We start from the raw sequence: 25,606 nt of genomic DNA, 5'->3' as shown, positions 1-25,606 counted from the left end.
GCTGCCGATGGGTTCTAACTTAGCACGTTACCGGTAACATGTTACCGGTAACAACAAGAATTGTGAAGTCTGCCACAGACTGAGCGCACTCATAGTCACCTGGGCAAGCGAGTTTGAGCCCTGACCATAAATCTAAATAAATCATAAAGATATGGTCTGCCGATGGATCGGCAGGGTGTCGATACTGAACTTGGAACAAGGAATGCACAACAATGTCTGACCTCTCCCTGATCATGACGGCCGCCGGCTCCATCGTGCTGCTGCTCTTTCTGGTGATGAAGGCCCGCCTGCACGCGGTCGTCTCCCTCATCCTGGTCTCCATGGTGGCGGGACTCGCCGCCGGCATGAACCCGGCCGACATCGCCGCCACCATCCAGAAAGGGATGGGCGGCACCCTCGGTTTCGTCGCCGTGGTGGTGGCACTGGGTGCCATGTTCGGCAAGGTGATGGAAGTTACCGGCGCCCTCGACCGGGTGGCCCACACCCTGCTCGGCAAGTTCGGCGTCAAGCGCGCCAACTGGGCCATGGCGCTGACCGGCTTCGTCTGCGCACTGCCGCTGTTCTTCGACGTGGCCGTGGTGCTGCTGATCGGCGTCGCCTTCGCCATCGTCCGCCGCGGCGGCGGCAGCGTGGTGAAGATCGGCATCGCCCTGCTGGCAGGCATCGCCACCTGCCAGGCCTTCCTGATCCCGGCGCCGGGCCCCATCCTGGTGGCCTCCCAGCTGGGTGCCGACTTCGGCTACATGATCCTGTTCGGCCTGATCGCCGCCGTTCCGGCCCTGATCCTGGCCGGCCCGCTGTTTGGCGAGCTGATCAGCAAGGTAGTGGACGTGCCGCTGCCGGCCGACGCCCAGAGCAGTGCCCATGACGACGGCCAGAACCTGCCCTCCTTCGGGCTGGCCATGGGCCTCATCGGCCTGCCGCTGCTGCTGATCGGTCTCAAAACCATCGTCGGCCGCTTCGTCGATGCTGGCACGCCTCTGCACGGCTGGCTGGAGTTCATCGGCCACCCCTTCACCGCCATCATGGTCGCCTGCCTGGCCGCCTTCTACCTGCTGGGGATCCGCCGCGGCATGTCCCGTGACGAGGTGATGAGCGTCTGCAACGGCGCCATCCAGCCGGCCGGCGTCATCATCCTGGTGACCGGTGCCGGTGGCGTGTTCAAGCAGGTGCTGGTGGATTCCGGTGTCGGCGCCGCCCTCGGCAACATGCTGGCGGACTCCGGCCTGCCCATCGTTGCGCTGGCCTTCATCCTGGCGGCCGCGGTGCGGGTCATTCAGGGTTCCGCCACCGTCGCCATGCTGACCGCCTGCGGCCTGGTGCTGCCGATGCTGGAGCCGCGCGGTCTCAGCGGTGCCCAGCTGGCGGCGGTCACCATCGCCATCGGCGGCGGGGCCATAGTGCTCTCTCACGTCAATGACTCCGGCTTCTGGCTGGCCAACCGCTACCTCGGTCTCACCGAGAAGCAGACCCTGCAAACCTGGACCGTAATGGAAACCATCATAGGTACCACGGGCGGCGTGATGGCCATGCTGATCTACAGCTTCCTCTGATCGCGACCGTGCAGAAAAAGGCCTCCGATGTGAGGCCTTTTTCATCTTTATGACGATTCTTTCTTTGGCTAACAGGGCGAGATTGCTAGAATCGCCTATCCATCGCTCCGAGTGGAACGCTTAACGCAGTGATTTCAGGTTTCTCTATGCATTCATCGGCACATTATCGACAGCTGCTGGCGCGCCTGCCCCAGATCGCCGTCGCCGCAGACCAGTTTGAAGTGCTCAGCAGCGCCAAGGACTTCAAGAGCCGGATCCTTTCGCTCATCGCCAGCGCGACTCGCCGCATCTATCTGGTGGCGCTCTATCTGCAGGATGACGAGGCGGGACGGGAGATCCTCTCTGCCCTCTATGCCGCCAAACAGCGCAACCCGGCCCTCGACGTCAAGGTGTTCGTCGACTTCCACCGTGCCCAGCGCGGCCTGATCGGCAAGGGCAAGCAGGGTGGCAACCACCTGATGTATCAGGAGATGGCCGCTCGCCACGAGCACCAGATCGCCATCTACGGCGTGCCGGTGAAAGGGCGTGAACTGCTCGGAGTGCTGCACCTCAAGGGGTTCATCTTCGATGACACCCTGCTCTACTCCGGTGCCAGCCTCAACGACATCTACCTGCACCAGCAGGATCGCTACCGTTTCGACCGCTATCACCAGATCACCAGCCCGGAGCTGACCCGCAGCATGGTCAACTACGTGGATGACCTGTTCCTGCGCAGCGAGGCGGTGCAGCGGCTGGATCGCACCGACATCCCCAGTGCCAAGCAGCTGAAGGGGCCGATCCGCCGCTTCAAGCACAACCTGCGCCTCGGCCAGTACCGCTTCGACACCATGCCGGTCAACAGCCAGGAGGTGGCCATCACCCCGATGAGCGGCCTGGGCAAGCGCGGCAACCAGCTCAACAAGATGATCCGCACCCTGGTGCGGGCCACCGAGCGGGAGATCTTCATCTGCACCCCCTACTTCAACCCGCCCAAGGAGTTGAACAAGGATATCGAGGCCCTGCTCAAGCGCGGCTGCAAGGTGACGATCGTGGTGGGCGACAAGACCGCCAACGACTTCTTCATTCCGCCGGAGGAGAAATTCTCCACCATCGGCGGTCTGCCCTATCTGTACGAGACCAACCTGCGCAAGTTCGCCGAGCGCAACCAGCATCACATCGATGCCGGCCGTCTCAACCTGATGCTCTGGTGCTGCGAGCGCAACTCCTACCACCTCAAGGGGATCTTCGTGGATGACGAGTGGGCCCTGCTCACCGGCAACAACCTCAATCCCCGCGCCTGGGCGCTGGATCTGGAGAACGGCCTGCTGGTCTACGATCGCCGCCACCTGCTGCGGCCCCAGTTCAATGCCGAGCGCGAGAACATCCTGACCAACACCAAGCGCATCAGCCACTTCGATCAGATCGAGCAGATCCAGGACTACCCGGATCAAGTGCGCAAGCTGCTGGCCCGGATCCACAGGGTCAAGGCCCATATCCTGCTCAAGCGCATCATCTGACCGCGCATCGCGACCTCGGGTATCCTCACAAGGGCCTGCCGCATCTCGGCAGGCCCTTGTCATTGGGGGCTCCGCTCCCCACCAGCCGAGCCCCAACCGCGCGACGCGGCTTGCGTCGGGACGGCAATAAACCCTATCATCTGGACATATTTACAGTGTTTTCGGGCATCTAATTGATGAAATTGGATAAAATCTCCCTCGACAGCCTCAAGGGCGTCGGCAGCAAGATGCAGGAAAAGCTCGAGCGGCTGGGGCTGGCCACGGTGCAGGATCTGCTGTTCCACCTCCCCCTGCGCTACGAGGACCGCACCCAGGTGTGGCCCATCGGCGATCTGCCGCCCGGCCTGCACGGCGCCGTCGAGGGGGAGATCCAGGACACTCAGCTGGTGATGGGGCGCCGCCGCATGCTGGTCTGCCGCATCAGCGACGGCACCGGCACCCTCACCCTGCGCTTCTTCAACTTCACCGCCGCCCAGAAGAACAGCCTGAGTCCGGGCCGGCTGATGCGCTGCTTCGGCGAGGTGCGCCCCGGCAAGTACGGGCTGGAGATGGCCCACCCCGAGTACAAGCTGCTCGGCGAGGAGCAGGCCGGCCAGACCGAAGAGGCGCTCACCCCCGTCTATCCGACCACCGAGGGGCTGCGCCAGCTCACCCTGCGCAGCCTCACCGATCAGGCGCTGGCCCAGCTCGACCTCTACGGCGTGGAGGAGCTGCTGCCCGCCGGCCTCTATCCCCAGCAGATCGATCTGGCCGCGGCTCTGAAGCTGCTGCACCGTCCGCCCCCCTCGGTGGCGCTGGCCCTGCTGGAAAGCGGCCAGCACCCGGCCCAGCAGCGACTGGTGCTGGAGGAGCTGCTGGCCCACAACCTATCTGTGCTCAAGGTGCGGGCCCAGGCACAGACCCAGCTGGCCCGCGCCCTCAAGCCGGCCCCGGCCCTGGTGGAACAGCTGCTCGGTGCCCTGCCGTTCACCCCCACCGGTGCCCAGAACCGGGTGGTGGCCGAGATAGGCAAGGATCTGCAGCAGAGCCACCCCATGATGCGGCTGGTGCAGGGGGACGTAGGCTCCGGCAAGACCCTGGTCGCGGCGCTGGCCGCCCTGCAGGCCATCGGCAACGGCTGTCAGGTGGGGCTGATGGCGCCGACCGAGCTGCTGGCCGAACAGCACGCCATCAACTTCGCCAAGTGGCTGGAACCGCTCGGCATCGGGGTGGGCTGGCTGGCGGGCAAGCAGAAGGGCAAGGCGCGGGAGGAGGCGCTGGCTGCCATCGCCGACGGCAGCGTCAAGATGGTGGTGGGCACCCATGCCATCTTCCAGGAGCAGGTGGTGTTCCAGCGCCTCGCCCTGGTGATCATCGACGAACAGCACAGATTCGGTGTGCATCAGCGCCTCGCCCTGCGGGAAAAAGGAGAGCGGGAGGGGGTACATCCCCACCAGCTCATCATGACCGCCACCCCCATCCCCCGCACCCTGGCGATGACCGCCTATGCCGACCTCGACACCTCCATCATCGACGAGCTGCCGCCGGGCCGCACCCCCATCACCACGGTGGCGCTGCCGGACAGTCGCCGCCAGGACGTGATCGAACGGGTCAGACTGGCCTGTGAGGAGGGCAAGCAGGCCTACTGGGTCTGCACCCTGATCGAGGAGTCGGAGGTACTGGAGTGCCAGGCCGCCGAGGACACCGCCGCCGAGCTGCAAAATCGGCTGCCCGGCCTGCACATCGGGCTGGTGCACGGCCGGATGCGGCCGGTCGAGAAACAGCGGGTGATGGAGGAGTTCAAGGCGGGCATACTGCAACTGCTGGTCGCCACTACCGTCATCGAGGTGGGGGTGGACGTGCCCAACGCCAGCCTGATGATCATCGAAAACCCGGAGCGACTGGGGCTGGCGCAGTTGCACCAGCTGCGCGGCCGGGTCGGGCGCGGCTCGGTGGCCTCCCACTGCGTGCTGCTCTATCATGCTCCCTTGTCCAAGACGGCCCAGAGCCGGCTCGGGGTGCTGCGGGAGACCAACGACGGCTTCCTCATCGCCCAGCGCGATCTGGAGCTGCGCGGCCCGGGGGAACTGCTCGGCACCCGCCAGACTGGCCTGGCCGATCTCAAGATCGCCGATCTGGTGCGGGATCAACCGCTCATCCCGCAGGTGCAGAAGATGGCGCGCTTCTTGATGGACCGCCACCCAGATCATGTCGAACCCTTGATACGACGCTGGCTCGGCCTGCGGGATCACTACTCCAATGCCTGACCAAGGCAGAGGCAGAAGATGGGCACATTGCCTGCTGGATAGACACCCAGGCCATGTCGAGCCCTTGATACGACGCTGGCTCGGTCTGCGGGATCACTATTCCAATACCTGACCTGCGGGATCACGCTGCCAACGCCTGATCACCCAACCAATACAGGAGGAAAGCGCTTATGAATTCCTGGCTGCGCGGCCTGCTCTACACCCTTGCCTTCCTGTTGCTGTTTGTCTGGGTCGGGCTCGGCCTGTTCGACGCCGAGCGGGCCAAGGGGCCCATCGCCGGCTGGCTCAGCCAGCAGACTGGCGTACCCGTCACCATAGGCCGACTTGTGTTCAACCCGCTTCACCCCTACACCCTGTTGGCGGAGCAGGTGAGTTACGGCAACGCCGTGACCCTCGACAAGATCTATCTCGAGATAGAGAGCATCGACTGGCTGAACCGGGACGTACGCATCGCCCATCTCGACCTCATTCGCCCGGCCATCAAGCTGCCGCTGCCCAACCAGCTGCCGAGCCTGCCGGTGCACTCCCTCACCATCGCCGACAGCACCATAGACCGGCTCAGCCTGGAGAGCGACGGGTTGACCCTGCGCGGCCTCAACGCCACCCTGAGCGACTGGCAGCTGCTCAACCCGGTGCGCCCGCCCCAGGCCAACCTGACCCTCAACATCACTGAGCTGGCGACCCCGGCCTGGGCCCTCTCCCGCCTCAACCTGGCCGGTCGGCTGGAGGGGCAGGTGCTGAGCACCGACAAGCTGACCGCCAACCTGTTCGACGGTCTGCTCGAGACCGGCATGGTGCTGGACTGGCCCGCCCGCAGCCTGCGGCTGAACAACCTCAAGAGCCAGGGCATGCGCATCGAGTGGGGCACCCTCGCCAAAGCCGAATCTCCCCTGCGCCAGGTCAGCCTGGATCTCGGCCAGATCCGGGATCTCAGCTTCAACGACATCGAGCAGGAGCTGGCCCTCAACAACCTCAGCGGCCAGCTGACCGCCTTCAACTGGCAGGCCGGCAGCACGCCCAGCGGCTACTTCTCGGGAACCCTCGGCGATCTCGGCCGTGGCCTGTTCCAGCTGGAGGCCATTCAGGGCAAGGTCGCCTTCTCGCCCCAGCAGCTGGATGCCGAGCTGCAGGGCAAGGCCTATGAAGGGGAGTTCAACCTGGAGCTCTCCTTCGATCCCCTGCAGCAGAAGCTGACCCTGAAGGACATGGCGCTGAGCGGCATGGACATCAGCCTGCCGGAAGGGTGGTGGCAGGATTGGCAGAGCTGGCGCCCGCAGCAGATCGACATCCGCAAGCTGGCCTTCGACAAGCTCAAGGTGCTCTCCTTCGACGATACCCTGCCCCTCTCCCTGACCGGCTGGCAGCTCTATCTGACCGACCTCAGCCTGCGCGGCAATCAGCCAGGGCCGCTGCTAGGCCGGGCCCGCCTCGAGAGCGCCTGGTTCGAACTGGTGTGGGACGGCCTCAGCGCCCGCAACGGCGAACTGGATGGCGAGCTGAGTGCCGGCTCCTGGCAGCTCAACAAGCTCACCAGCTCGCTGCCGGATGAGGGCAGCCTCAGCCTGAGCGGCCAGTGGGGACGCGAGCCGGGCCAGACCAGCCGGGTGCAGCTCAAGGGCGAGAAACTGGATCTGGTGCAGTGGGGCAAGATCCTCCACTCCCCTGTCTCCTTCGCCGGCAAGATGGACCTGAGCGCCGATCTGCAGGCGCTGCACGGCGGCACCCCGGGCGCCTGGCGCAACTCCCTGCAGGGGAATATTGCCCTCGATGCCACCGAGCCCTTCTGGGACAAGGTGCAGATAGATCCGCTGCTGGATCAGTGGTTCAAGCAGGCGGCGGCGCCGACCCTCACCCCGGCCGAGCTCTGGCAGGCGATGCAGGAGGGGGACACCCCCTTCTATCGCATCAAGCTGCAGGGCAAGGTGGCCCAGGGCCAGCTGAAGATCGAGCAGGCCGGAGCTTCTACCATCACCCACCTGCTGGGGCTGCAGGGCAGCGTCGATCTGGTCAATGAGCAGTGGCAGCTGGATCTGGGCGTTCTCAACGGCCAGCACTGCGCCGAACTGCTCGGCCAGTGGCGCGGGCCGCTCGCCGAGCCGACCCTCAGCTGGGGCTTCCAGCAGAAGCCGGACGGCTGTGGCTGGGAGACAGGGGTGCGCTACCCGCCCCAGGGCAACGGCAGCCCGCTCTGGCGACCGGCGCCGAAGGCCCAGGCCGCGCAGGCGGCCAACGGCTAGCCGATAGAAAGCAACAAGGCCTCGTGATGAGGCCTTGTTGTTTGATGGGATCCCGCGCGCCGCTACTGACCCGGCCGCTTGACCGGCTGCACCACGTAGTGACCGAGGAACTCTGCTGCCAGCTTGTCGCCGCTGAACAGCTTGATCTTGAGGCTGAACTTGGCGGACTCACCGGCCTTGAGCGGCTCGAGCACGGCGGGCATGCCTTCGCGGGCCACCCGCGCCTCCGGCTCCTCCTTGACCGGCCGGTAGTACTTGATGTTGCCCTCCGCCAGCACAGTATCCCCCACCAGTCCCGCCTCCTTGAGCTGCAGCCAGATCAGGCCCCAGCCCGCCAGCACGCACTGGCTGTAGATGCTGCCGGCGAACATGGTGTCATGCACGTTGAGGTTGGCCGCCAGATTGGCCTTGAGGTGGAAGGTCTGACCGTCGTAGTGGGTGATGTGCACCCCCATCTTCTCGCTGATGGGAATGCCCTGCGACCAGCGGGTGGTGAGATCCTGGCACCACTCGGGGCGGTACTGGATGGTCTGCAGCGGGCTCAGAGACTTGATCATTTGGCGGTGCGGGATGCGGCCGAAGGAGACGGGGCCTTCCCCCACCTCGAGAAAGCCGCACTTGCGGTAGAACTCCACCGCCTCCTGGCGGGCATTCATCACCAGTCGCTTCACCTTCTCGCTGCAGGCCAGCTGTTCGAGATCCTGCACCATGCGGGCACCCAGCCCCTGACCGCGAAATTCGGGGCGCAGCGCCATGAAGCGGATCTGCGCCTCGTCACCGCCGACAAACAGACGCCCCACCGCGATGGGTGTGCCGTCGGGGGCCAGCATCAGCCGGTGAATGGCGACGGTGTCGTATTCATCCCGCTCGGAACCGAGAGGCAGATTGAAGGGTTTACGCAGTAGTTCCCAGCGCAACTGGTAGTAGGCATCCAGCTCGGCGTCGGTTTGAGGAGTGACTACCCGGTACATAAAGCGATCCTTGAGTTGGCGCCGACGGACAGACGGAAGGGCTTGCGCACCCATGCCTCCCAGCTCAACTGATAATGGGCATCCAGCTCGGCTGCCGTCTGGGGGGTGACCACCCGGTACATAGTTCCATCCTTGAGTTACACTGGTCGAAAACCATCTTGCCGTGCAAATTCATGGACTTCAATCTGCAAGCGTACCAAGCCGACCACTTATTGCACCTCAGCGCCAAGCCCCAGCGCCGGCTCACCGTGCAGGAAAATGCCCATCACCGCTGGCTGGAGATCGACGGCGTGGTGCAGTCGGCCATGTCCCTGGCCGAACCCGCCACCCTCTGCCTGCCGCACCAACAGGTGATCGCCTGTCTGCTGCCCGAACAGGCCGCCAGCATCCTCGAGCTGGGGCTGGGGGGCGGCGATCTCACTCGCCATCTGCGTCGACGCTGGCCCGATGCCCGCCACGAGTGCGTCGACCTCGATGAAGAGGTGATCACTCTCTATCAGCTGTTCTTTCAGCCCGAACAAGGCAGCCAGCGTACACCGACCCTGCACCAGGCCGATGCCCTCGCCTTTCTGGAGCAGAGCGAGGCACAGTACGACCTCATCCTGCTCGATCTGTTCAGCCAGGACGGCAATCCGCCGCTGCTGTTCCAGGAGCGCATCTATCAGGCGCTGGCCCCCCGCCTCAACGGCGAGCTCATCATCAACCTGCTGCCGCGCACCCGCCTCGAGCTGACCCGGGTGCTGATGCTGCTGGAGCAGTGGGTCGGTCCCACCACCCCCTACCCGGTGCCAGGGCTGCGCAACATACTGCTGCACACCAGCCCGCGCGATCCGCTGGCGTCAGACCTGTAGCCAGAAGGTGACCGGGCCGTCGTTGACCAGCGCCACCTTCATGTCGGCGGCGAAGCGGCCGGTGGCAGTCGGTATGCCGCTGGCGGCCCGCGCCACGAAGTAGTCGTACAGCCGCTCGGCCTCGACCGGGTGGGCACCGCCGGAGAAGCTGGGTCTCATCCCCTTGTTGGTGTCCGCCGCCAGGGTGAACTGGGAGACCACCAGCAGGCTGCCGCCGGCCTGGCTCACGTTGAGGTTCATCTTGCCGTTCTCATCGGAGAAGATGCGGTAGCCGCTCACCTTGTGCAGCAACTTGTCGGCCTTGGCCTCGTCATCCCCCTGCTCCACCCCGAGCAGCACCAGCAGACCCTGACCGATAGCTCCGGTCACCTCGCCCTCTACCGTTACGCTGGCCTCGCTGACCCGCTGAATCAGTGCAATCACATCCCTCTCCTCTCAAAACGAAACGACCGCCCCCATCTACTGACGGGGGCGGTCGTCGATGCTAACAGCAAGGGGCCGGATCAGGCCAACTCATCGGCACCCGGTCGCTCATATTCGCCGAGGCAGGCGGTGGTTTCCGCGCCAAGCAAGACCACCAGCCAGCTCAGGCAGTCCACATAGGTCCAGACAAACAGCATGGTCGCCAATGCCAACAACAAGGTTCAAGCCAGCTCTTCTGAGGCAGGCCGCTCATATTCACCAAGGCAGGCGGTGGTTTCCGCGCCAAGCAAGACCACCAGCCAGCTCAGGTAGACCCAGACAAACAGAATGGGGATGGTCGCCAGGGCACCATAGATGGCCTGATAGGAGGGGAAGTTGGTGATGTAGATGGCAAAACCGCGCTTGGCCAGCTCGAACAGGGTGGCCGCCACCAGGGCGCCGATGAAGGCGTGCATCAGCCGCACCTTGCAGTTGGGCACCACGGTATAGACCAGCAGGAAAGTGAGCACAGAGAACAGGAATGGCAGGCCGCGCAGCAGCAGGTAGCCGATGCCGAACAGGCTCTCGGCCCCGAACAGCCGCAGCGAGAAAATATAGGAGGAGATGGCGATGCTGGCCCCGATGAGCACGGGGCCCAGGGTCAGGATCATCCAGTACATGGCGAATGCCTGGGCCAGCGGCCGGCTCCGGGTCGAACGCCAGATGTAGTTGAGGTTCTTGTCGATGGCCGAGATCAGCATCAGCGCCACCACGATCAGGGCACCGATACCGACTGCCGTGGTGTTGGTGGCGTTGGCCACGAAGCCGTCGATGTACTCCTTGAGCATCTCGCCGGCGGTGGGCACGAAGTTGTGATAGACGAACTGCTCCATCGCCTGCTTCAGGCTCTGGAACACAGGAAAGGCCGACATCATGCCGAACACCACGGCTATCATGGGCACTAGGGAGAGCAGGGTGACATAGGCCAGATAGCCGGCGGTGACCGTCAGCCTGTCCTGCTGGAAACGGCCCCAGACGAACTGGGCAAAATGGCGCCCATCATGGCGCAAGAAAGAGAGGGCGTGACCGAGACGGCCACCGGATTTCAGCTGCATTGTGCTTCCCGATGTCTTCATCATGTCGACATTGTGTCAGATCCCGTCACCGTTTGACCACCCGCGAGCCGGCCGAATGCGACTCGTCCGGGCGCGACCGTTGCCCCTTCTGCGGGAAACGACCATAAAAAAAGAGGCCCGCAGGCCTCTTTTCATCGCTGATGCAGCGGATCAAGCACGACCGGCGCGTTTGCGGTCCAGCTCGGTCAGCAGCTTCTTGCGGATACGGATGCTCTTCGGAGTGACTTCAACCAGTTCGTCGTTGTCGATGAACTCCAGAGCCTGTTCCAGCGACATGCGGATCGGCGGAGTCAGCACCTGGGCTTCGTCGGTACCGGAGGCACGCATGTTGGTCAGCTGTTTGCCCTTCAGGCAGTTGACGGTCAGGTCGTTGGAACGGGAGTGAATACCGATCACCTGGCCTTCGTACACTTCGGTCGCGTGACCGATGAACAGACGACCACGGTCTTGCAGACCGAACAGGGCATAGGTCAGCGCCTTGCCGGTAGCGTTGGAGATCAGCACGCCGTTCTGACGCTCACCGATGCTGCCGCCCTTGTGCGGACCGTAGTGGTCGAAGGTGTGGTACAGCAGACCGGTACCTGAGGTCAGGGTCATGAACTCGGTCTGGAAGCCGATCAGGCCACGGCTAGGGATCATGAAGTCGAGGCGAACACGGCCTTTGCCATCCGGAGTCATGTTGGTCATCTCGCCCTTACGCAGGCCGAGTTGCTCCATGACGGAACCCTGGTGTGCTTCTTCCACGTCCACGGTTACGGTTTCGAACGGTTCTTGCAGAACGCCATCCACGGTGCGCAGGATAACTTCCGGACGGGATACCGCCAGCTCGTAGCCTTCGCGACGCATGTTTTCGATCAGGATGGAGAGGTGCAGTTCACCACGGCCGGAGACACGGAACTTGTCCGGATCGTCGGTCTCTTCCACACGCAGGGCCACGTTGTGGACCAGCTCCTGGTTCAGACGCTCCAGGATGTTGCGGGAGGTCACGAACTTGCCCTCTTTACCGGCGAACGGAGAGGTGTTGACCTGGAAGGTCATGTTCACGGTCGGCTCGTCAACGGAGAGCGGCGGCAGCGCTTCAACGGCACCGTTGTCGCAGATGGTGTCGGAGATCTTCAGCTCGCCCAGACCGGTGATGGCGATGATGTCGCCAGCTTGCGCATCGGCCACTTCGGTACGGGACAGACCCAGGTAGCCCAGCACCTGGCCAACTTTACCGGTACGGGTCTTGCCATCGGCACCCACTACGGTCACCTGCTGGTTGGTCTTGACGCGACCACGGGTGATGCGGCCGATACCGATAACGCCCACGTAGGAGTTGTAGTCCAGCTGGGAGATCTGCATCTGGAAGGCACCGTCGGTGTCCGCGGCAGGCGCTTCCACGTTGTCGACGATGGCCTGGAACAGGGGTTCCATGTTCTCGGACTCGACGTCTTGATCCAGGGTGGCCCAACCGTTCAGTGCAGAGGCGTAAACAACCTTGAAGTCCAGTTGCTCATCGGTGGCTCCCAGGTTGTCGAACAGATCGAAGACCTGATCCATTACCCAGTCAGGACGAGCACCCGGACGGTCGATCTTGTTGATGACCACGATCGGCTTCAGACCCTGGGCGAACGCCTTCTGGGTCACGAAACGGGTCTGCGGCATCGGGCCGTCAACGGCGTCAACCAGCAGCAGTACGGAGTCAACCATGGAGAGCACACGCTCAACTTCACCACCGAAGTCGGCGTGACCCGGGGTATCCACGATGTTGATGCGGTAGTCGTTCCAGCGGATCGCAGTGTTCTTGGCGAGAATGGTGATGCCACGTTCCCGTTCCAGATCATTGGAGTCCATGATCCGTTCCTGACCTTCGCTGGTGCGATCCAGAGTGCCGGATTGCTGCAGCAGCTTGTCCACCAGCGTGGTTTTGCCGTGGTCAACGTGCGCAATAATCGCAATATTGCGTAAATTCTCTAACATTCTCGCCTCAAATCACCGGGTAAAATTGGGCGCTAATTGTACTCTCGCCTTTGTGATCTGCCTAGCAGAATTGCAGTACATTCGCGCATAACAGGGGATCAGGATCATAGACCTTCTCATCAAAGCCTGCTTAGATAGGGGCCGACCGTATACCACGCACCATTTTAGTGCACCAAAACGATCCAAGGTTGCACTACTTTGAGGCGTAACGCGCTGAGATAGCGAGTCTCGGGGCAGGCCCGTAGTCGCAAATGCCCTGAAATCAAGCTGTCACAAACTTGGCACGATACTGGCTTATGTGAATGTGATGACGCATTCACCCTAAGAGTTTTAACACCGGAGGTTACTTAGCATGTCAGCCCAGAACGTTTTGGCCCTGATCCAGGAACACGAAGTCAAGTTTGTCGACCTGCGCTTTACCGATACCAAGGGTAAAGAGCAGCACGTATCCATCCCTGCCCACCAGGTCGACGAAGATTTCTTCGAAGACGGCAAGATGTTCGACGGCTCCTCCATCGGCGGCTGGAAAGGCATCAACGAATCCGACATGGTGCTGATGCCGGATCCTGCCTCTGCCAAGCTGGACCCGTTCACCGAAGAGACCACCCTGAACATCGTCTGTGACGTGCTGGAACCCGCTACCATGCAGGGTTACGACCGCGATCCGCGCTCCATCGCCAAACGTGCCGAAGACTTCCTGAAAGCCAGCGGTATCGCCGACACCGTGCTGTTCGGGCCGGAGCCGGAATTCTTCATGTTCGACAACATCACCTTCTCGAACACCATGGGTCACAGCTTCGTGAAGATCGAATCCGAAGAAGCCGCCTGGAACTCCGGTACCAACTACGAGCACGGCAACAAAGGCCACCGTCCGTTCGTGAAGGGCGGTTACTTCCCGGTTGCCCCGGTCGACTCCTCTCAGGACATCCGCGCCGCCATGTGTCTGGTGCTGGAAGAGATGGGCCAGGTCGTTGAGGCTCACCACCACGAAGTGGCCACTGCCGGTCAGAACGAGATCGCCACCCGCTTCAACACCCTCACCCTGAAGGCTGACGAAGTTCAGGTACTGAAGTACGTGATCCACAACGTGGCCCACGCCTACAACAAGACCGTCACCTTCATGCCGAAACCCATGTTCGGTGACAACGGCTCCGGCATGCACTGCCACCAGTCTCTGGCCAAGAACGGCGTCAACCTGTTCGCCGGCGACCTGTACGGCGGTCTGTCCGAGATGGCGCTGCACTACATCGGCGGCATCATCAAGCACGCCAAGGCCATCAACGCCTTCGCCAACCCGACCACCAACTCCTACAAGCGTCTGGTTCCGGGTTATGAAGCACCGGTCATGCTGGCCTACTCCGCCCGCAACCGCTCTGCCTCCATCCGTATCCCGGTGGTACCGAGCCCGAAAGCGCGCCGCATCGAAGTCCGCTTCCCGGATCCGGCTGCCAACCCGTACCTGGCCTTCGCTGCCCAGCTGATGGCCGGTCTGGACGGCATCATCAACAAGATCCATCCGGGCGATGCCATGGACAAGAACCTGTACGATCTGCCGCCGGAAGAGGCTGCCGAAGTGCCGACCGTGGCCGGCTCTCTGGACGAAGCCCTGGCCGCTCTGGATGCGGATCGCGAGTTCCTGACCCGCGGTGGCGTGTTCAGCGACGACTTCATCAACTCCTACCTGGAGCTGAAGCAGCAGGACGTTGACCGCGTGCGCATGACCCCGCACCCGCTGGAATTTGAACTGTACTACTCCGTTTAATCCGGATCCCAGCTCAGAACTTGACCAAACCCGCCGACAGGCGGGTTTTTTCTCTGATAGGATTAAGCAGAATCCCGTCAAGGAGAGATGGATGAAAACCGCCTACCCAGTATGGATGCTGAGCCTGTTGCTGCTGGCCACCAGTGCCGCCCAGGCCGCCAAGGTATACTCCTGGACCGACAACCAGGGGGTCGTCCACTACACGGATGCACCGCCCCCGGGACAGAAGGCCAAGGAGGTCGATCTGCGCGTCGCCCCCTTCATCGGCACTGCCCCCCGTTCGGTCCAGGTGGACAACTTCAACAGCCTGACCGGTGTCGATGCCAAAAAAGAGAAGGAAGCGGCCAAGCTGGTGATCGAACTGCTCTCCCCGGAACAGGGCAGCACCCTGCGCGACAACACAGGCAACGTGGTGTTCCAGGGCCAGGTCAGGCCCCAGCCGCCTACCCAGTATGACGTGCGCCTGACCCTGGACGGCAAGGCGGCCCCTCTCGTCAACAACGCCCTCGCCATCCGGGTCGAAAACCTGGATCGCGGTGCCCACGAGGCCCAGCTCGAGCTGCTAGCCAAAGACGGTACGATCCTTGCTAAATCCAAGGCAGTCACCTTCTACCTGCACCGGGCCAGCATCAATTCAGCCCCCAAAGCGACCCCGCTCAACAACAAGGGGTGATCCTGTGCCTCGATACGGGTAGACTAAATGCACCACATTGGTGCATAGCTGGTGTATAGCACCGTTTTAGGGAGAAACCAGTGCCAACCCGCCCGGATCAAGCCAGGATACTGCTCGACAACCTGCTGACCGCCGTCATCCTGATGGATGAACGGCTCTGTATCCAGTTCGTCAACCCCGCCGCCGAGCAGCTGCTCTCCCTCAGTCAGCGCCGGCTGATCGGCATCGAGCTGCCCCATCTGCTGGAACATATCTCCCTCGATCTGCAGCGCCTCAAGCAGTGCCTCAGTTCGGGGCAGGGCTTCACCGACAGCGAAGTCACCCTGGTGGTGGAGGGGGAGCCCAGACTGGTGGAGATGAGCGTCAGTCCACTGGCCGACCACGAACAGCGGCTGATGGTGGTTGAGCTGCGCAAGATAGACCAGCAGAAGAAGATCAGTCAGGAGTTGCAGCAACATGCCCAGCAGCAGGCGGCCAAGGAGCTGGTACGCGGCCTGGCCCACGAGATCAAGAATCCCCTCGGCGGTCTGCGCGGCGCGGCCCAGCTGCTGCAAAAGGAGCTGCCCGACCCCGCCCTGCGCGAATATACCGGCATCATCATCGAACAGGCCGATCGGCTGCGGGTGCTGGTCGACCGGCTGCTCGGCCCCCAGCGCCCCGGTCGTCACCAGATGCACAACGTACACTCGGTGCTGGAGCAGGTGCGCCGGCTGGTAGAGCTGGAGCTGCCACCAACGGTGCGCATCGAGCGGGATTACGATCCCAGCATTCCGGAGTTCGAGATGGAGCCGGACCAGTTGCAGCAGGCCTTTCTCAACATGGTGCGCAACGCCGCCGAGGCCATCGGCGAGCAGACCGGCCTCATCCGCATCAAGACCCGCACCGCGTTCCAGATCACCATCCACGGCCAGCGCTACCGGCTGGCGGCCGAGATCAAGATCATCGACAACGGCCCCGGCATCCCGGATGCCATCCGCGACACCCTCTTCTATCCGATGATCACCGGCAAGGAGGGAGGCACCGGGCTCGGCCTCTCCATCGCCCAGAACCTGATCGACCAGCACAAGGGGCGGATCGACTGCATCAGCTGGCCAGGCCATACCGAATTCACCATCTTTCTACCGCTTCGCAAATAAGGGAACGTCATGACAGCAAAAGTGTGGATCGTCGATGACGACAGTTCTATCCGCTGGGTGCTGGAGCGCACCCTCGGCAGTGAAGGCTTCGAGTGCGAGAGCTTCGCCGACGGCGAGGCGCTGCTGAGCTCGCTGGAGATGCGCTCGCCGGACGTGATCCTCTCCGACATCCGCATGCCCGGCATCGACGGCCTCAGCCTGCTTGAGCAGATCCATCGCCGCCAGGCCGACCTGCCCATCATCATCATGACCGCCCACTCGGATCTCGACAGCGCAGTCAACGCCTACCAGCGCGGCGCCTTCGAATACCTGCCCAAGCCGTTCGACATCGACGAGGCTGTGACTCTAGTGCGCCGCGCCGAGAATCACCTCAAGGAGCAGCGCACCAAGCGCAAGGCACGCCAGCAGGATCCGGCCAGCAGCCCGGAGATCATCGGCGAGGCGCCGGCCATGCAGGAGGTATTCCGCGCCATCGGCCGGCTGTCGCGCTCCAGCATCTCGGTACTGATCAACGGCCAGAGCGGCACCGGCAAGGAGCTGGTCGCCCACGCCCTGCACAAGCACAGCCCACGCGCCCACAAGAACTTCATCGCCCTCAACATGGCGGCCATCCCGAAAGATCTCATCGAGTCGGAACTGTTCGGCCATGAGAAGGGGGCCTTCACCGGCGCCAACAACATCCGCCACGGCCGCTTCGAACAGGCCGACGGCGGCACCCTGTTTCTCGACGAGATCGGCGACATGCCGCTGGATGTGCAGACCCGGCTGCTGCGGGTACTGGCCGACGGCCAGTTCTACCGGGTTGGCGGCCATCAGCCGGTGCAAGTGGATGTGCGGATCATCGCGGCCACCCACCAGAATCTGGAGAAGCGGGTAGCCGACGGCGAGTTTCGGGAAGACCTGTTCCACCGCCTCAACGTCATCCGGATCCACATTCCCGCCCTCAAGGAGCGGCGCGAAGACATTCCCCAACTAGCCCAGCACTTCCTGCTGCGGGCAGCCAAGGAGCTGAACGTGGAGGCCAAGAGCCTGCATCCGGATACTCAGGCCTACATCAGCCGCCTGCCCTGGCCTGGCAACGTGCGCCAGCTGGAGAACGTCTGTCGCTGGCTCACCGTGATGGCCTCGGGGCAGGAAGTGCTGGTGAGCGACCTGCCCACCGAGCTGCTGACCCCCATCACCAGCACCGCCGAGCCGGGCCAGCCGGCGCTGTCCGGCGGCTGGCAGCAGCAGTTGCAGGATTGGGTCGCCGCCAAGCTGGCCCTGGGGGAGACCGACATCCTGGCCGATGCCCTGCCCCAGTTCGAGCGGATCATGCTGGAGACCGCGCTGGACCATACCCATGGCCACAAACAGGAGGCGGCGCGCCTGCTCGGTTGGGGACGCAATACCCTCACCCGCAAGCTGAAGGAACTCGACCTCTCCTGAGTCCCGAGGAAAAACGATTCCCATCACGCCTTGGCAAATCGCCGACCAATAAGACCCCGTTTGATTTCAAACGGGGTATCTTTTTTGGAAGCCCCGCCTAGAATGGCAGGCTTTCCAACCCGACTCGAAGAAGGCGCCATCATGATTGACAGATCTCTTCCCCTGACCGACCTGCACCGCCATCTGGACGGCAACATCCGTCCGCAGACCATCCTCGAGCTGGGACGTCAGCACAATATCCAGCTGCCGGCAGACGAACTCGAAGCGCTGCGCCCGCACGTGCAGATCGTCGAGAACGAGCCGAGCCTGGTCGCCTTCCTGAAGAAACTGGACTGGGGCGTAGCTGTGCTGGCCGACTACGATGCCTGCCGCCGAGTGGCCTACGAGAACGTGGAAGACTTGCTGCGCGCCGGCATCGACTATGCCGAGCTGCGTTTCAGCCCGGCCTACATGGCGATGGCCCACAAGCTGCACCCGCAGGGCGTGGTCGAAGCCATCATCGACGGCGTGGCGGCCGGTAGCCGCGACTTCGGCATCAAGACCAACCTGATCGGCATCATGAGCCGCACCTTCGGCACCGAGCAGTGCAAGCAGGAGCTGGATGCCTGCCTGGCTCATCGCGACAAGCTGGTTGCCATCGATCTGGCCGGCGACGAGCTGGGCTTCCCGGGCGAGCTGTTCACCGAGCACTTCCGCCGGGTGCGCGATGCGGGCATGCGCGTCACCGTGCACGCCGGTGAAGCCGCCGGCCCCGAAAGCATGTGGCAGGCCATTCGCGAGCTGGGGGCCGAACGTATCGGCCACGGCGTCAAGGCGATTCAGGATCCAGCCCTGATGGCCTATCTGGCCGAGCACCGCATCGGCATCGAATCCTGCCTCACCTCCAACATTCAAACCACCACGGTGGCGAGCCTGATCGAGCACCCGATCCGCCAGTTCCTGGCCGCCGGCGTGCTGGCCTGTCTCAACACCGACGACCCGGCGGTCGAGGGGATCGACCTGCCCCACGAATATGAAGTAGCCGCTCCGGCCGCCGGCATGACGATGAGCGAGATCCGCACCGCCCAGCAGAATGGCCTGACCCTGGCCTTCCTGAGCGAGAGCGAAAAGGCCGAGCTGAGCGCCCGCGCAGCCCAGCGCTGAGTACAGCCAAGCCCAATAAAAAACCGCCTCTCGGCGGTTTTTTTATTTTCCAACAGCATCGACCGGCTTAGATCACCCGGGAAAACTGCTGCTGGCGCGCCTTGCTCCGCAGGTAAACATCGAAACACATGCAGATATTGCGGATCAGCAGCTGACCGGTGGAGACCACCTCCAGCCCCTCTTCGGTCATGCACACCAGTCCGTCATCGATGAAGGTCTGCAGCAGCTTGAGGTCCTCGGCGAAGTACTCCTTGAACACCAGACCATGGGCCTGCTCGACGGCGGCAAAGTTCAGGGAAAAATCGCAGATGAGGCGCTTGATCACCTCGCGGCGGATCAGGTCGTCCCGATTGAGAGAGCACCCCTTCCACTGGGCGTGTCCCAGCGTTTCTACCTGGCCATAGTAGGCTTTGAGCTCTTTCTGGTTCTGGGAATAGGCGTCGCCGATCATGCTGATGGAGGAGACCCCCAGTCCCAGCAGATCGCAATCCCCCTGGGTGGTATAGCCCTGGAAGTTGCGATGCAGCTTGCCCTCACGCTGGGCCACCGCCAGTTCGTCGTCTGGCTTGGCGAAGTGATCCATGCCGATGAACTGGTAGCCGCGACCGGTCAGAAAGGCGATGGTGTCCTGCAGCATGGCCAGCTTCTCCTGCGGCGCCGGCATGTCCGCCTCCTTCAGCTTGTGCTGGGCGGCAAAGCGGCTCGGCAGGTGGGCATAGTTGAAGATGGAGAGGCGCGCCGGGTCGGTCTTGAGCACCTCTTCCAGGGTGTGGTGGAAGCTCTCACGGTTCTGATGGGGCAGGCCGTAGATGAGATCCAGGTTGGTGGAACGGAAACCCAGTTCGCGGGCTCGCTCCAGCATGGCGCGGATGAAGTCGTTGTCCTGCTCGCGGTTGACCGCGACCTGGACCTCATTGTTGAAATCCTGCACGCCGAGGCTGATGCGGTTGAAGCCGATTTCTCGCAGCACATCCAGCATGGAGAGCTCGATCTCGCGCGGATCCACCTCGATGCTGATCTCTCCCTCTTCGGCGAAATGGAAGTGCTCCCGCAACATGGCCATCAGTCGGCGGGTCTGGGGTTCATCCAGATAGGTGGGCGTGCCGCCGCCCCAGTGCAGCTGGGTCACCAGCCGCTGCTTGAACAGCGGGGCCTGCGCCTTGATCTCCTGTTCGAGGAAATCGAGGTACTGGTCAGCCTTGTGACGGTGACGGGTGATCACCTTGTTGCAGCCGCAGTAGTAGCAGAGCTTGTGACAGAAGGGGATGTGCACGTAAAGCGACAGGTTGCGCGCCGGATACTGGCTCGCGGCCTGGACGAAGTCCGGATAACCGAAGCCCTCGTTGAACTCCAGCGCAGTGGGATAGGAGGTATAACGCGGGCCGCTGTAATTATATTTTTCGATCAGGGCCTGATCCCACACAATCTGTTCTGCTTGCACGCTTGCTTCCTCTTGTTGTTATTGGCTCACCGGCTTAACTGAAAATCCTTCAGTCGGGCCACATCCTTGAGGATCTGCGCCTCCAGCTCGGCCTCATAGCCACTGCGTTCGAGATCCATCTTCATGATTTCATTGCGCTTGAGGGCCCGCCTCGCCTCATGGGTCGGCATCTCTTTCACCTTCTCGTAGAGACCGTACAGACCCGGAAATTCACCGGCAAAGGCACGACCGCCCTTGATCTGCAGTGCATCGAGCAGGTTGGTCAGCCGGATGGCACCTTCGGAGTAGTCGCACTGGCCGTCTCGTACCGCGTGGGCGATGACCCTGACGCTCTCGAGAATACGCTCATTGCGAGCTGCGATGGCCTGCTGCTGGCTGTCGTGCTGGCGCTTGAGACGGGCCAGCAGGGAACCGGCATAGAAGGCCAGCCCCAACAAAATCAGGCCGCCCAACAGGGCGGCCAGCATCCATCCACTCATCACTTTTTCTTCGGCTCAGGCTTGGGCTCCGGCTGATAGTCAACCTGAGTGAAACGATCCCACAGCTCCTCTTCGGAGGCAGGCTGGTTCGGCTCGTCAAAGTCGGCATCATCAAAGTCCATGTCGTCTTCGTCGTCATCGTTGTCGATGATGCCAAGCTCGTCCATCAGCTCCTGATAGCGATCGACCCGCTGATCGACCCAGGCCTGCTCGGTCGCTTCCAGGGTTTCACCGGCATCCAGACGATCCAGCAGGTCATTGAGGCGATCATCATTCTCGATGGAGGCCAGCTCCTGCTCGGGGGTCATCACCAGCTTCTTCTCTTTGGCGGGTTTAGGCGCCACCGGCTTGCCACCCTTCTCTTCCACGATCAGGGCAACCGGCTTGCGGGAACCGATACGCGGGTCCTTGGCCTGCTTGGTACCGCCTTTCTTGCCGCTCTGCTCGACTTGCTGGCGGGATCCGGCCTTCAAGCCCTTACGCTTGGCGGCGCGCTTGCGCTCACGGCCTTCCTGGGCACTGGCCTCTGATTCTTTGCGCTTACCGGCGGGCTTGCGATTGGGTTGTTTAGCCGACATGAATGACTGACTCCGACAAATGACTGGATTGAAACCCGTTCCCGGCCTGATGTGGGCCGGGGAGGATGCTGATACCGGGAGTGATGGACGAGAAACAAAAAAGTGGGATCCCGCACCCATCCGGCCATGAATGACCGCCAAATACCGCAGGATCGGCATCCTCTGGGCATGTTGCTGGTATTTTGACACAGAATGACCGGGCGGGTTAATGACCCAAAAGAAAAAAGGCAGCCGAAGCTGCCTTGATATGTTTATGCGAGTCCCATCCCTGGCTGCAAATCACCCTGTCCGTGGTGATACGTCTGCGCATCATATCTTTGTGTGTGGTCGTCCTGACCTTAATTGGTCGATCCTGAATGTGCGTGTGCTTGCCTGACCCATGCCGACGACATCCGGTCATCTTCTGGGGTGGTTGCGTCCCGCAGCCCCGCTCTTCCTGAACGGTCACCATCCTGGTTTTTCAATCCTTTGCCTGCCACTTGTATGGCTCCGTGGCGTCCTGCCGCCTCGACATCCTGTCTTTCACGTCATCCCTGTCGTGAACTGCCCTGCGGGCCACTCCATGCATCCACTGTATCAACTTAATAAAGTGGCTCAATCCACCAGGAACGTTTTCAAACGGAAATAATCCATCTATTGTCATTTAACATATTGAAATTAATGAATTACTAAGCATTATTCCCGAATTTTTTAAGCCCTGGCCAGGCTCATGAATGGGAGATCTCTTACAACAATGTGAGAAAAAATTGGCCAAATGGTGTTAAAGGCCAAAAGAAACGAGGAGCCACTGGCTCCTCGTCAATATCAACGGGCTGGATAAACGACCGCAATCAGTGCAGACCCGCCACATATTTGGACAGCACTTCGATATCCTGATCGGTCAGCTTCTTGGCCACGTCCCGCATCATGCCGTTTGGATCGTTGTCACGAGCGGCAGCCCGGAAGGCGGTGAGCTGGGCCTTGATGTAGGCTGGGTGCTGGCCGGAGAGGCTTGGATACTTGGCCTGCTCGACCCCGGAACCACGAGGACCATGACAGGCGGTACAGGCAGCCAGACCGCGGCTCATGTCGCCCCCCATGTAGAGCGCCTTGCCTGCCGCCACAGCATCATCGGGCACGGCGATCGGCGTCACCTTCTGGCTGGAGAAGTAGGCAGCCAGGTCCTCCATGTCCTGCTCGGACAGGGGAAGCGCCATCGGCCCCATGATGGGAGCAACCCGACCAGTTTGGCCGGAAGCTGCAGCCTTCAGTTCAACTAACTGCTTTTTGATATATGATGCGTGCTGACCAGCAATCTTGGGATACATGTCGACAAGGCTGTTTCCGTCCGGTCCGTGACAGGCCGCGCAAACGGCAGCCTTGGTTTGTCCCGCAGCGGCATCGCCCTTGGCTTGTGCCATCCCCGTTACGCCAACCATCAGAGCAAGAGTAATGACTAGGTTCTTCATGGCGTTCCAACTTCTCGTTATTAGGCTTCCAGATCCCATGCCGCTGAAGGCATGTTAAAATAAACGCGTTTAAGCGACGCCATTTTACACGATTTCACAAAAAAGTAACTCTATAACCCTCTATCTCTATGGGGAATTTACGTTGGATACACAAACTCTGAATTTCAATAAGGTGCATTTTGTGACCAGCGCACCCGACATCCGTCACCTGCCAAATGATGGGGGTGTCGAGATTGCGTTTGCCGGCCGTTCCAACGCCGGTAAGTCATCTGCATTGAATACCTTGACCAAGCACAAGAACCTGGCGCGTACCAGTAAGACCCCGGGTCGCACCCAGTTGATCAACCTGTTCGAGCTGGAGCCGGGCAAGCGTCTGGTCGACCTGCCGGGTTACGGTTATGCACAAGTTCCGCTGGAAATGAAGCTTAAGTGGCAAAAGTCCCTGGCTGAATATCTGCAGCGTCGCGAGTCCTTGAAAGGGCTGGTGATCCTGATGGACATCCGTCACCCACTCAAAGATACCGACATGAACATGCTGGAGTGGAGCGCCCACCGCGCACTGCCTGTCATGCTGCTGCTGACCAAGGCCGACAAGCTGAGCCCGGGCCCGCGCAACAATCAGGTCATCAAGGTACGCCAGGCCGTGGCGGCACTGGGCCCGCATATCCAGGTGGAAGCCTTCTCCTCGCTGAACAACATCGGGGTGGAAAAGCTGGCCCAGACGCTGACCGGCTGGTATCAGGCTGGCGCCGATGAGGTGATTGACGACGAACAAGAGTCGATCGAGGAATAGCTCCCCTCTTGTTGACGCGGCAAACAACCATGCAATTGGCGGAGCGGCTCCTCCGCTGATTGAAAGGCTTTCAGCCTGTGAGTCCCCTTCTCTGCCCTCCATCCACGCTTGGCTTACCTCCCTCCAAAAATCTGAATAACCATATTGATCAATGGGATAAACAGTTAATTTTATATAACAATTAACTTTTCATCCCATTGGCAACGTTTTCAAATTCATGCAGAGAAAAAGCGGCGATATCGCTTAATAAGTACCAAAATGAAATTTAATTACACTTTCTGTGGTGGAGGGATAAAAATGAGGCCGATGCTGCAGATGCAGTACCGGCCTTAAACAATCAGTTCAAAAATTGGGAAGAAGCTAAATCTTGAGAACAAAGACGACTGGTTTTTCCTCAAGAAGCCCTTTCATTCTAACAAATATTCACCAACATTAAAGCATTTACTCTAAACGCAACCCATAAAAAAACGCCCCGATGATGACTCACCGGGGCTGCTATTCAGCCACATTCAATTACGTGAAATAAAAGGTCTGAAAGATAGAACATCTTACCTCTGTACCCTACGTTGCTAACTGTATAGCAAAGCAGCAGAAAGTGAAAGTAATTTATGTAATTTAGTTTCACGGAAAATGAATTACATAAATTTTCTTACTTTTCATGCAGATAAAAAAATCCCCAGTACGAATACCGGGGCGTTATAAAGGTGACTAGCTAGCACTTCCTCAACTATCTAGTTAGTCCACGTCTCTTGGTACAAGTTCCGCTGCTTTGAGAAAAAACTCGTAAAAATCACAGATAGATTGCACCATCCTCTGCAAACTCTTGTTCTTCAATGAGTTTTTCAGCCATCTCCTCGATGTCAAAACGCACGCTTTCGAAGGCCCGCAGTATGTCCTCCTCCCTGGCCAGGGAGAGACCGGTCATTTTTTCCAGTCGCCGGCGGCTGATGTAGCAGTCGACCAGTGCACCCATCTGCTGGGCGGGAAAATGGATGCGCTGTTCATGCGGTTGCCAGTCCGCCAGCTCGGGAAACAGGATGCCTTGATTCATAGGGTCCCCAGATTGCGTTGCAGTTCTCTCAATACCTGTTTAGTCCCTGGCCGGATTCCGCGCCACACGGCAAACGCTTCGGCAGCCTGTTCCACCAGCATACCCAGCCCGTCCATGGTCTGGCGGGCACCATGTTGTCTGGCCCAACCAATGAAAGGGGTATCCGTCGTACCATACATCATGTCGTAGATGGCGATGTCGGCATGGATCAGGGCAGGAGCCAGCGGCGGGAGCTCTCCCTGCAGACTGGCGGAGGTGGAGTTGATGATCAGATCGAAAGGACCGGCTAGCTGTGGGTAAGTCTGGGCACTGACGGACCCCAGATCAGCAAACTCGGCTGCCAGCTGCTCGGCCCGGGCGTGGGTCCGGTTGGCGATCACCACTTCGGCCGGCTGTTCGGCCAGCAAGGGCGCCAGCGCACCGCGCGCCGCACCACCCGCTCCTAGCAACAGGATCCTGCTGCCGGCCAAATTCATCCCGTGGGACTTGAGGTCAGCCACCAACCCGGCCCCATCGGTATTGTCCCCCAGCAATACGCCGTCATCGGTCAACTTGATGGTATTGACCGCCCCCGCCCGTTTGGCCCTGGGGCTCAACCGGTCGACCAGGGCAAATGCCTGCTCCTTGAAGGGGACTGTAACGTTGCACCCTTTGCCGCCCAGGGCAAAGAAGGCACGCAATGCGGTGGCGAACTCCTCGACTGCCGGCTCGGCCAGACCATATTCCAGCTCTTGCTGGGTCTGCCGGGCAAAGAGAGTATGAATGAAGGGGGATTTGCTGTGGCGCACCGGGTGGCCAAAAACCAGATAACGATCCATCA

General features: G+C 61.3%; 24 protein-coding genes. 11 read left to right on the top strand and 13 right to left on the bottom strand.

Annotated elements, in window-relative coordinates:
• Window positions 1-212 precede the first annotated feature (212 nt).
• The 4 genes from gntU to CK627_RS05205 all read left to right on the top strand — a co-directional run bounded on the left by gntU (window position 213) and on the right by CK627_RS05205 (window position 7,532).
• Window positions 213-1,553: a gluconate transporter gene (gene gntU / locus CK627_RS05220; RefSeq protein ID WP_095591824.1), complete on the top strand. Its 1,341-nt coding sequence runs from the start codon at window positions 213-215 to the stop codon at window positions 1,551-1,553.
• Between the two features lie 146 nt (window positions 1,554-1,699).
• On the top strand, window positions 1,700-3,049 hold the full coding sequence (gene pssA, locus CK627_RS05215; RefSeq protein WP_026139269.1) for a CDP-diacylglycerol--serine O-phosphatidyltransferase: 1,350 nt from the start codon (window positions 1,700-1,702) through the stop codon (window positions 3,047-3,049).
• Between the two features lie 176 nt (window positions 3,050-3,225).
• Window positions 3,226-5,295 carry an ATP-dependent DNA helicase RecG gene (gene recG / locus CK627_RS05210; protein WP_065017236.1) on the top strand — a complete coding sequence of 690 codons (2,070 nt, stop codon included), beginning with the start codon at window positions 3,226-3,228 and terminating at the stop codon, window positions 5,293-5,295.
• Window positions 5,296-5,465: 170 nt separating this feature from the next.
• Window positions 5,466-7,532 carry an AsmA family protein gene (locus CK627_RS05205; RefSeq protein WP_095591823.1) on the top strand — a complete coding sequence of 689 codons (2,067 nt, stop codon included), beginning with the start codon at window positions 5,466-5,468 and terminating at the stop codon, window positions 7,530-7,532.
• Window positions 7,533-7,594: 62 nt separating this feature from the next.
• On the opposite strand, the gene CK627_RS05200 is transcribed toward CK627_RS05205, so the two are convergent.
• Together CK627_RS05200 and CK627_RS23145 are read right to left on the bottom strand one after the other, a co-directional pair.
• Window positions 7,595-8,503 (bottom strand): bifunctional GNAT family N-acetyltransferase/hotdog fold thioesterase, encoded by a 909-nt coding sequence (locus CK627_RS05200; RefSeq protein WP_005307835.1) that lies wholly within the window; start codon window positions 8,501-8,503, stop codon window positions 7,595-7,597.
• On the bottom strand, window positions 8,491-8,625 hold the full coding sequence (locus CK627_RS23145; protein WP_302476478.1) for a hypothetical protein: 135 nt from the start codon (window positions 8,623-8,625) through the stop codon (window positions 8,491-8,493). Before CK627_RS23145 ends, CK627_RS05200 begins: the two co-directional genes overlap by 13 nt.
• A 51-nt stretch (window positions 8,626-8,676) precedes the next feature.
• Between CK627_RS23145 and CK627_RS05195 the strand changes: the two genes are divergently transcribed.
• Window positions 8,677-9,354: a spermidine synthase gene (locus tag CK627_RS05195; protein ID WP_026141220.1), complete on the top strand. Its 678-nt coding sequence runs from the start codon at window positions 8,677-8,679 to the stop codon at window positions 9,352-9,354.
• Here CK627_RS05195 and dtd read toward each other — a convergent pair.
• The 4 genes from dtd to typA form a co-directional block, all read right to left on the bottom strand.
• Window positions 9,343-9,777, bottom strand: a complete 435-nt coding sequence (gene dtd, locus CK627_RS05190) for a D-aminoacyl-tRNA deacylase (RefSeq protein WP_043171993.1) — start codon at window positions 9,775-9,777, stop codon at window positions 9,343-9,345. The two genes, CK627_RS05195 and dtd, sit on opposite strands and share 12 nt — an antisense overlap.
• Before the next feature lie 80 nt (window positions 9,778-9,857).
• Window positions 9,858-9,995, bottom strand: a complete 138-nt coding sequence (locus tag CK627_RS05185; protein WP_437339682.1) for a ribonuclease BN — start codon at window positions 9,993-9,995, stop codon at window positions 9,858-9,860.
• Window positions 9,996-9,998: 3 nt separating this feature from the next.
• Window positions 9,999-10,871 carry a virulence factor BrkB family protein gene (locus tag CK627_RS05180; RefSeq protein ID WP_017778606.1) on the bottom strand — a complete coding sequence of 291 codons (873 nt, stop codon included), beginning with the start codon at window positions 10,869-10,871 and terminating at the stop codon, window positions 9,999-10,001.
• 171 nt (window positions 10,872-11,042) lie between these two features.
• Entirely contained in the window at window positions 11,043-12,854 is a 1,812-nt protein-coding gene (gene typA / locus CK627_RS05175; protein WP_005307808.1) for a translational GTPase TypA, read from the bottom strand.
• Between the two features lie 352 nt (window positions 12,855-13,206).
• Here typA and glnA point away from each other — a divergent pair, with 352 nt between their 5' ends.
• From glnA to add, 5 genes are all read left to right on the top strand, one after another.
• A complete protein-coding gene (gene glnA / locus CK627_RS05170; RefSeq protein ID WP_005307807.1) occupies window positions 13,207-14,616 on the top strand; it encodes a glutamate--ammonia ligase in 1,410 nt (469 codons plus the stop codon).
• A gap of 91 nt (window positions 14,617-14,707) precedes the next feature.
• The gene (locus CK627_RS05165) at window positions 14,708-15,289 is read left to right on the top strand and encodes a DUF4124 domain-containing protein (protein ID WP_005307806.1); all 582 of its coding nucleotides are present in this window, start codon (window positions 14,708-14,710) and stop codon (window positions 15,287-15,289) included.
• A gap of 80 nt (window positions 15,290-15,369) precedes the next feature.
• Window positions 15,370-16,425 carry a nitrogen regulation protein NR(II) gene (gene glnL, locus CK627_RS05160; protein WP_005307805.1) on the top strand — a complete coding sequence of 352 codons (1,056 nt, stop codon included), beginning with the start codon at window positions 15,370-15,372 and terminating at the stop codon, window positions 16,423-16,425.
• Window positions 16,426-16,434: 9 nt separating this feature from the next.
• Window positions 16,435-17,853, top strand: coding sequence for a nitrogen regulation protein NR(I) (glnG, locus tag CK627_RS05155; RefSeq protein WP_010635441.1), 1,419 nt, complete (start codon window positions 16,435-16,437; stop codon window positions 17,851-17,853).
• Window positions 17,854-17,994: 141 nt separating this feature from the next.
• A complete protein-coding gene (gene add / locus CK627_RS05150) occupies window positions 17,995-18,996 on the top strand; it encodes an adenosine deaminase (protein WP_095591822.1) in 1,002 nt (333 codons plus the stop codon).
• Between the two features lie 67 nt (window positions 18,997-19,063).
• Here add and hemN read toward each other — a convergent pair whose 3' ends face one another.
• The 4 genes from hemN to CK627_RS05125 all read right to left on the bottom strand — a co-directional run bounded on the left by hemN (window position 19,064) and on the right by CK627_RS05125 (window position 22,942).
• On the bottom strand, window positions 19,064-20,437 hold the full coding sequence (gene hemN, locus CK627_RS05145; protein WP_095591821.1) for an oxygen-independent coproporphyrinogen III oxidase: 1,374 nt from the start codon (window positions 20,435-20,437) through the stop codon (window positions 19,064-19,066).
• A gap of 26 nt (window positions 20,438-20,463) precedes the next feature.
• Window positions 20,464-20,904 (bottom strand): DUF2489 domain-containing protein, encoded by a 441-nt coding sequence (locus CK627_RS05140; RefSeq protein ID WP_005307801.1) that lies wholly within the window; start codon window positions 20,902-20,904, stop codon window positions 20,464-20,466.
• Window positions 20,905-20,915: 11 nt separating this feature from the next.
• Complete coding sequence (yihI, locus tag CK627_RS05135) at window positions 20,916-21,494, bottom strand: Der GTPase-activating protein YihI (RefSeq protein ID WP_005307800.1); 579 nt, start codon at window positions 21,492-21,494, stop codon at window positions 20,916-20,918.
• A gap of 830 nt (window positions 21,495-22,324) precedes the next feature.
• Entirely contained in the window at window positions 22,325-22,942 is a 618-nt protein-coding gene (locus CK627_RS05125) for a c-type cytochrome (RefSeq protein WP_005307797.1), read from the bottom strand.
• A gap of 142 nt (window positions 22,943-23,084) precedes the next feature.
• Here CK627_RS05125 and yihA point away from each other — a divergent pair, with 142 nt between their 5' ends.
• Window positions 23,085-23,735 carry a ribosome biogenesis GTP-binding protein YihA/YsxC gene (gene yihA, locus CK627_RS05120; protein ID WP_005307794.1) on the top strand — a complete coding sequence of 217 codons (651 nt, stop codon included), beginning with the start codon at window positions 23,085-23,087 and terminating at the stop codon, window positions 23,733-23,735.
• Window positions 23,736-24,234: 499 nt separating this feature from the next.
• On the opposite strand, the gene spfP is transcribed toward yihA, so the two are convergent.
• From spfP to aroE, 3 genes are all read right to left on the bottom strand, one after another.
• Window positions 24,235-24,282: a small protein SpfP gene (gene spfP / locus CK627_RS23240; RefSeq protein WP_462101308.1), complete on the bottom strand. Its 48-nt coding sequence runs from the start codon at window positions 24,280-24,282 to the stop codon at window positions 24,235-24,237.
• A 243-nt stretch (window positions 24,283-24,525) separates the two neighbouring features.
• A complete protein-coding gene (locus CK627_RS05115; RefSeq protein WP_005307791.1) occupies window positions 24,526-24,786 on the bottom strand; it encodes a DUF1488 family protein in 261 nt (86 codons plus the stop codon).
• Window positions 24,783-25,604: a shikimate dehydrogenase gene (aroE, locus tag CK627_RS05110; protein ID WP_095591820.1), complete on the bottom strand. Its 822-nt coding sequence runs from the start codon at window positions 25,602-25,604 to the stop codon at window positions 24,783-24,785. Before aroE ends, CK627_RS05115 begins: the two co-directional genes overlap by 4 nt.
• Window positions 25,605-25,606 lie beyond the last annotated feature (2 nt).

This window comes from Aeromonas dhakensis, from assembly GCF_002285935.1.
GTDB classification, from domain to species: Bacteria; Pseudomonadota; Gammaproteobacteria; order Enterobacterales; family Aeromonadaceae; genus Aeromonas; species Aeromonas dhakensis.
This window is presented reverse-complemented; position numbering and strand designations above follow the sequence as displayed.

What these genes read in the sequence shown, in the direction of transcription:
- CK627_RS05125 (WP_005307797.1), bottom strand. Translation starts at nt 22,942, where the DNA reads ATGAAGAACCTAGTCATTACTCTTGCTCTGATGGTTGGCGTAACGGGG.
- glnA (WP_005307807.1), top strand. Translation starts at nt 13,207, where the DNA reads ATGTCAGCCCAGAACGTTTTGGCCCTGATCCAGGAACACGAAGTCAAG.
- CK627_RS05165 (WP_005307806.1), top strand. Translation starts at nt 14,708, where the DNA reads ATGAAAACCGCCTACCCAGTATGGATGCTGAGCCTGTTGCTGCTGGCC.
- recG (WP_065017236.1), top strand. Translation starts at nt 3,226, where the DNA reads ATGAAATTGGATAAAATCTCCCTCGACAGCCTCAAGGGCGTCGGCAGC.
- CK627_RS23145 (WP_302476478.1), bottom strand. Translation starts at nt 8,625, where the DNA reads ATGTACCGGGTGGTCACCCCCCAGACGGCAGCCGAGCTGGATGCCCAT.
- CK627_RS05140 (WP_005307801.1), bottom strand. Translation starts at nt 20,904, where the DNA reads ATGCTGGCCGCCCTGTTGGGCGGCCTGATTTTGTTGGGGCTGGCCTTC.
- yihI (WP_005307800.1), bottom strand. Translation starts at nt 21,494, where the DNA reads ATGTCGGCTAAACAACCCAATCGCAAGCCCGCCGGTAAGCGCAAAGAA.
- gntU (WP_095591824.1), top strand. Translation starts at nt 213, where the DNA reads ATGTCTGACCTCTCCCTGATCATGACGGCCGCCGGCTCCATCGTGCTG.
- typA (WP_005307808.1), bottom strand. Translation starts at nt 12,854, where the DNA reads ATGTTAGAGAATTTACGCAATATTGCGATTATTGCGCACGTTGACCAC.
- CK627_RS05200 (WP_005307835.1), bottom strand. Translation starts at nt 8,503, where the DNA reads ATGTACCGGGTAGTCACTCCTCAAACCGACGCCGAGCTGGATGCCTAC.
- glnG (WP_010635441.1), top strand. Translation starts at nt 16,435, where the DNA reads ATGACAGCAAAAGTGTGGATCGTCGATGACGACAGTTCTATCCGCTGG.
- aroE (WP_095591820.1), bottom strand. Translation starts at nt 25,604, where the DNA reads ATGGATCGTTATCTGGTTTTTGGCCACCCGGTGCGCCACAGCAAATCC.
- pssA (WP_026139269.1), top strand. Translation starts at nt 1,700, where the DNA reads ATGCATTCATCGGCACATTATCGACAGCTGCTGGCGCGCCTGCCCCAG.
- CK627_RS05205 (WP_095591823.1), top strand. Translation starts at nt 5,466, where the DNA reads ATGAATTCCTGGCTGCGCGGCCTGCTCTACACCCTTGCCTTCCTGTTG.
- CK627_RS05180 (WP_017778606.1), bottom strand. Translation starts at nt 10,871, where the DNA reads ATGCAGCTGAAATCCGGTGGCCGTCTCGGTCACGCCCTCTCTTTCTTG.
- CK627_RS05195 (WP_026141220.1), top strand. Translation starts at nt 8,677, where the DNA reads ATGGACTTCAATCTGCAAGCGTACCAAGCCGACCACTTATTGCACCTC.
- CK627_RS05115 (WP_005307791.1), bottom strand. Translation starts at nt 24,786, where the DNA reads ATGAATCAAGGCATCCTGTTTCCCGAGCTGGCGGACTGGCAACCGCAT.
- add (WP_095591822.1), top strand. Translation starts at nt 17,995, where the DNA reads ATGATTGACAGATCTCTTCCCCTGACCGACCTGCACCGCCATCTGGAC.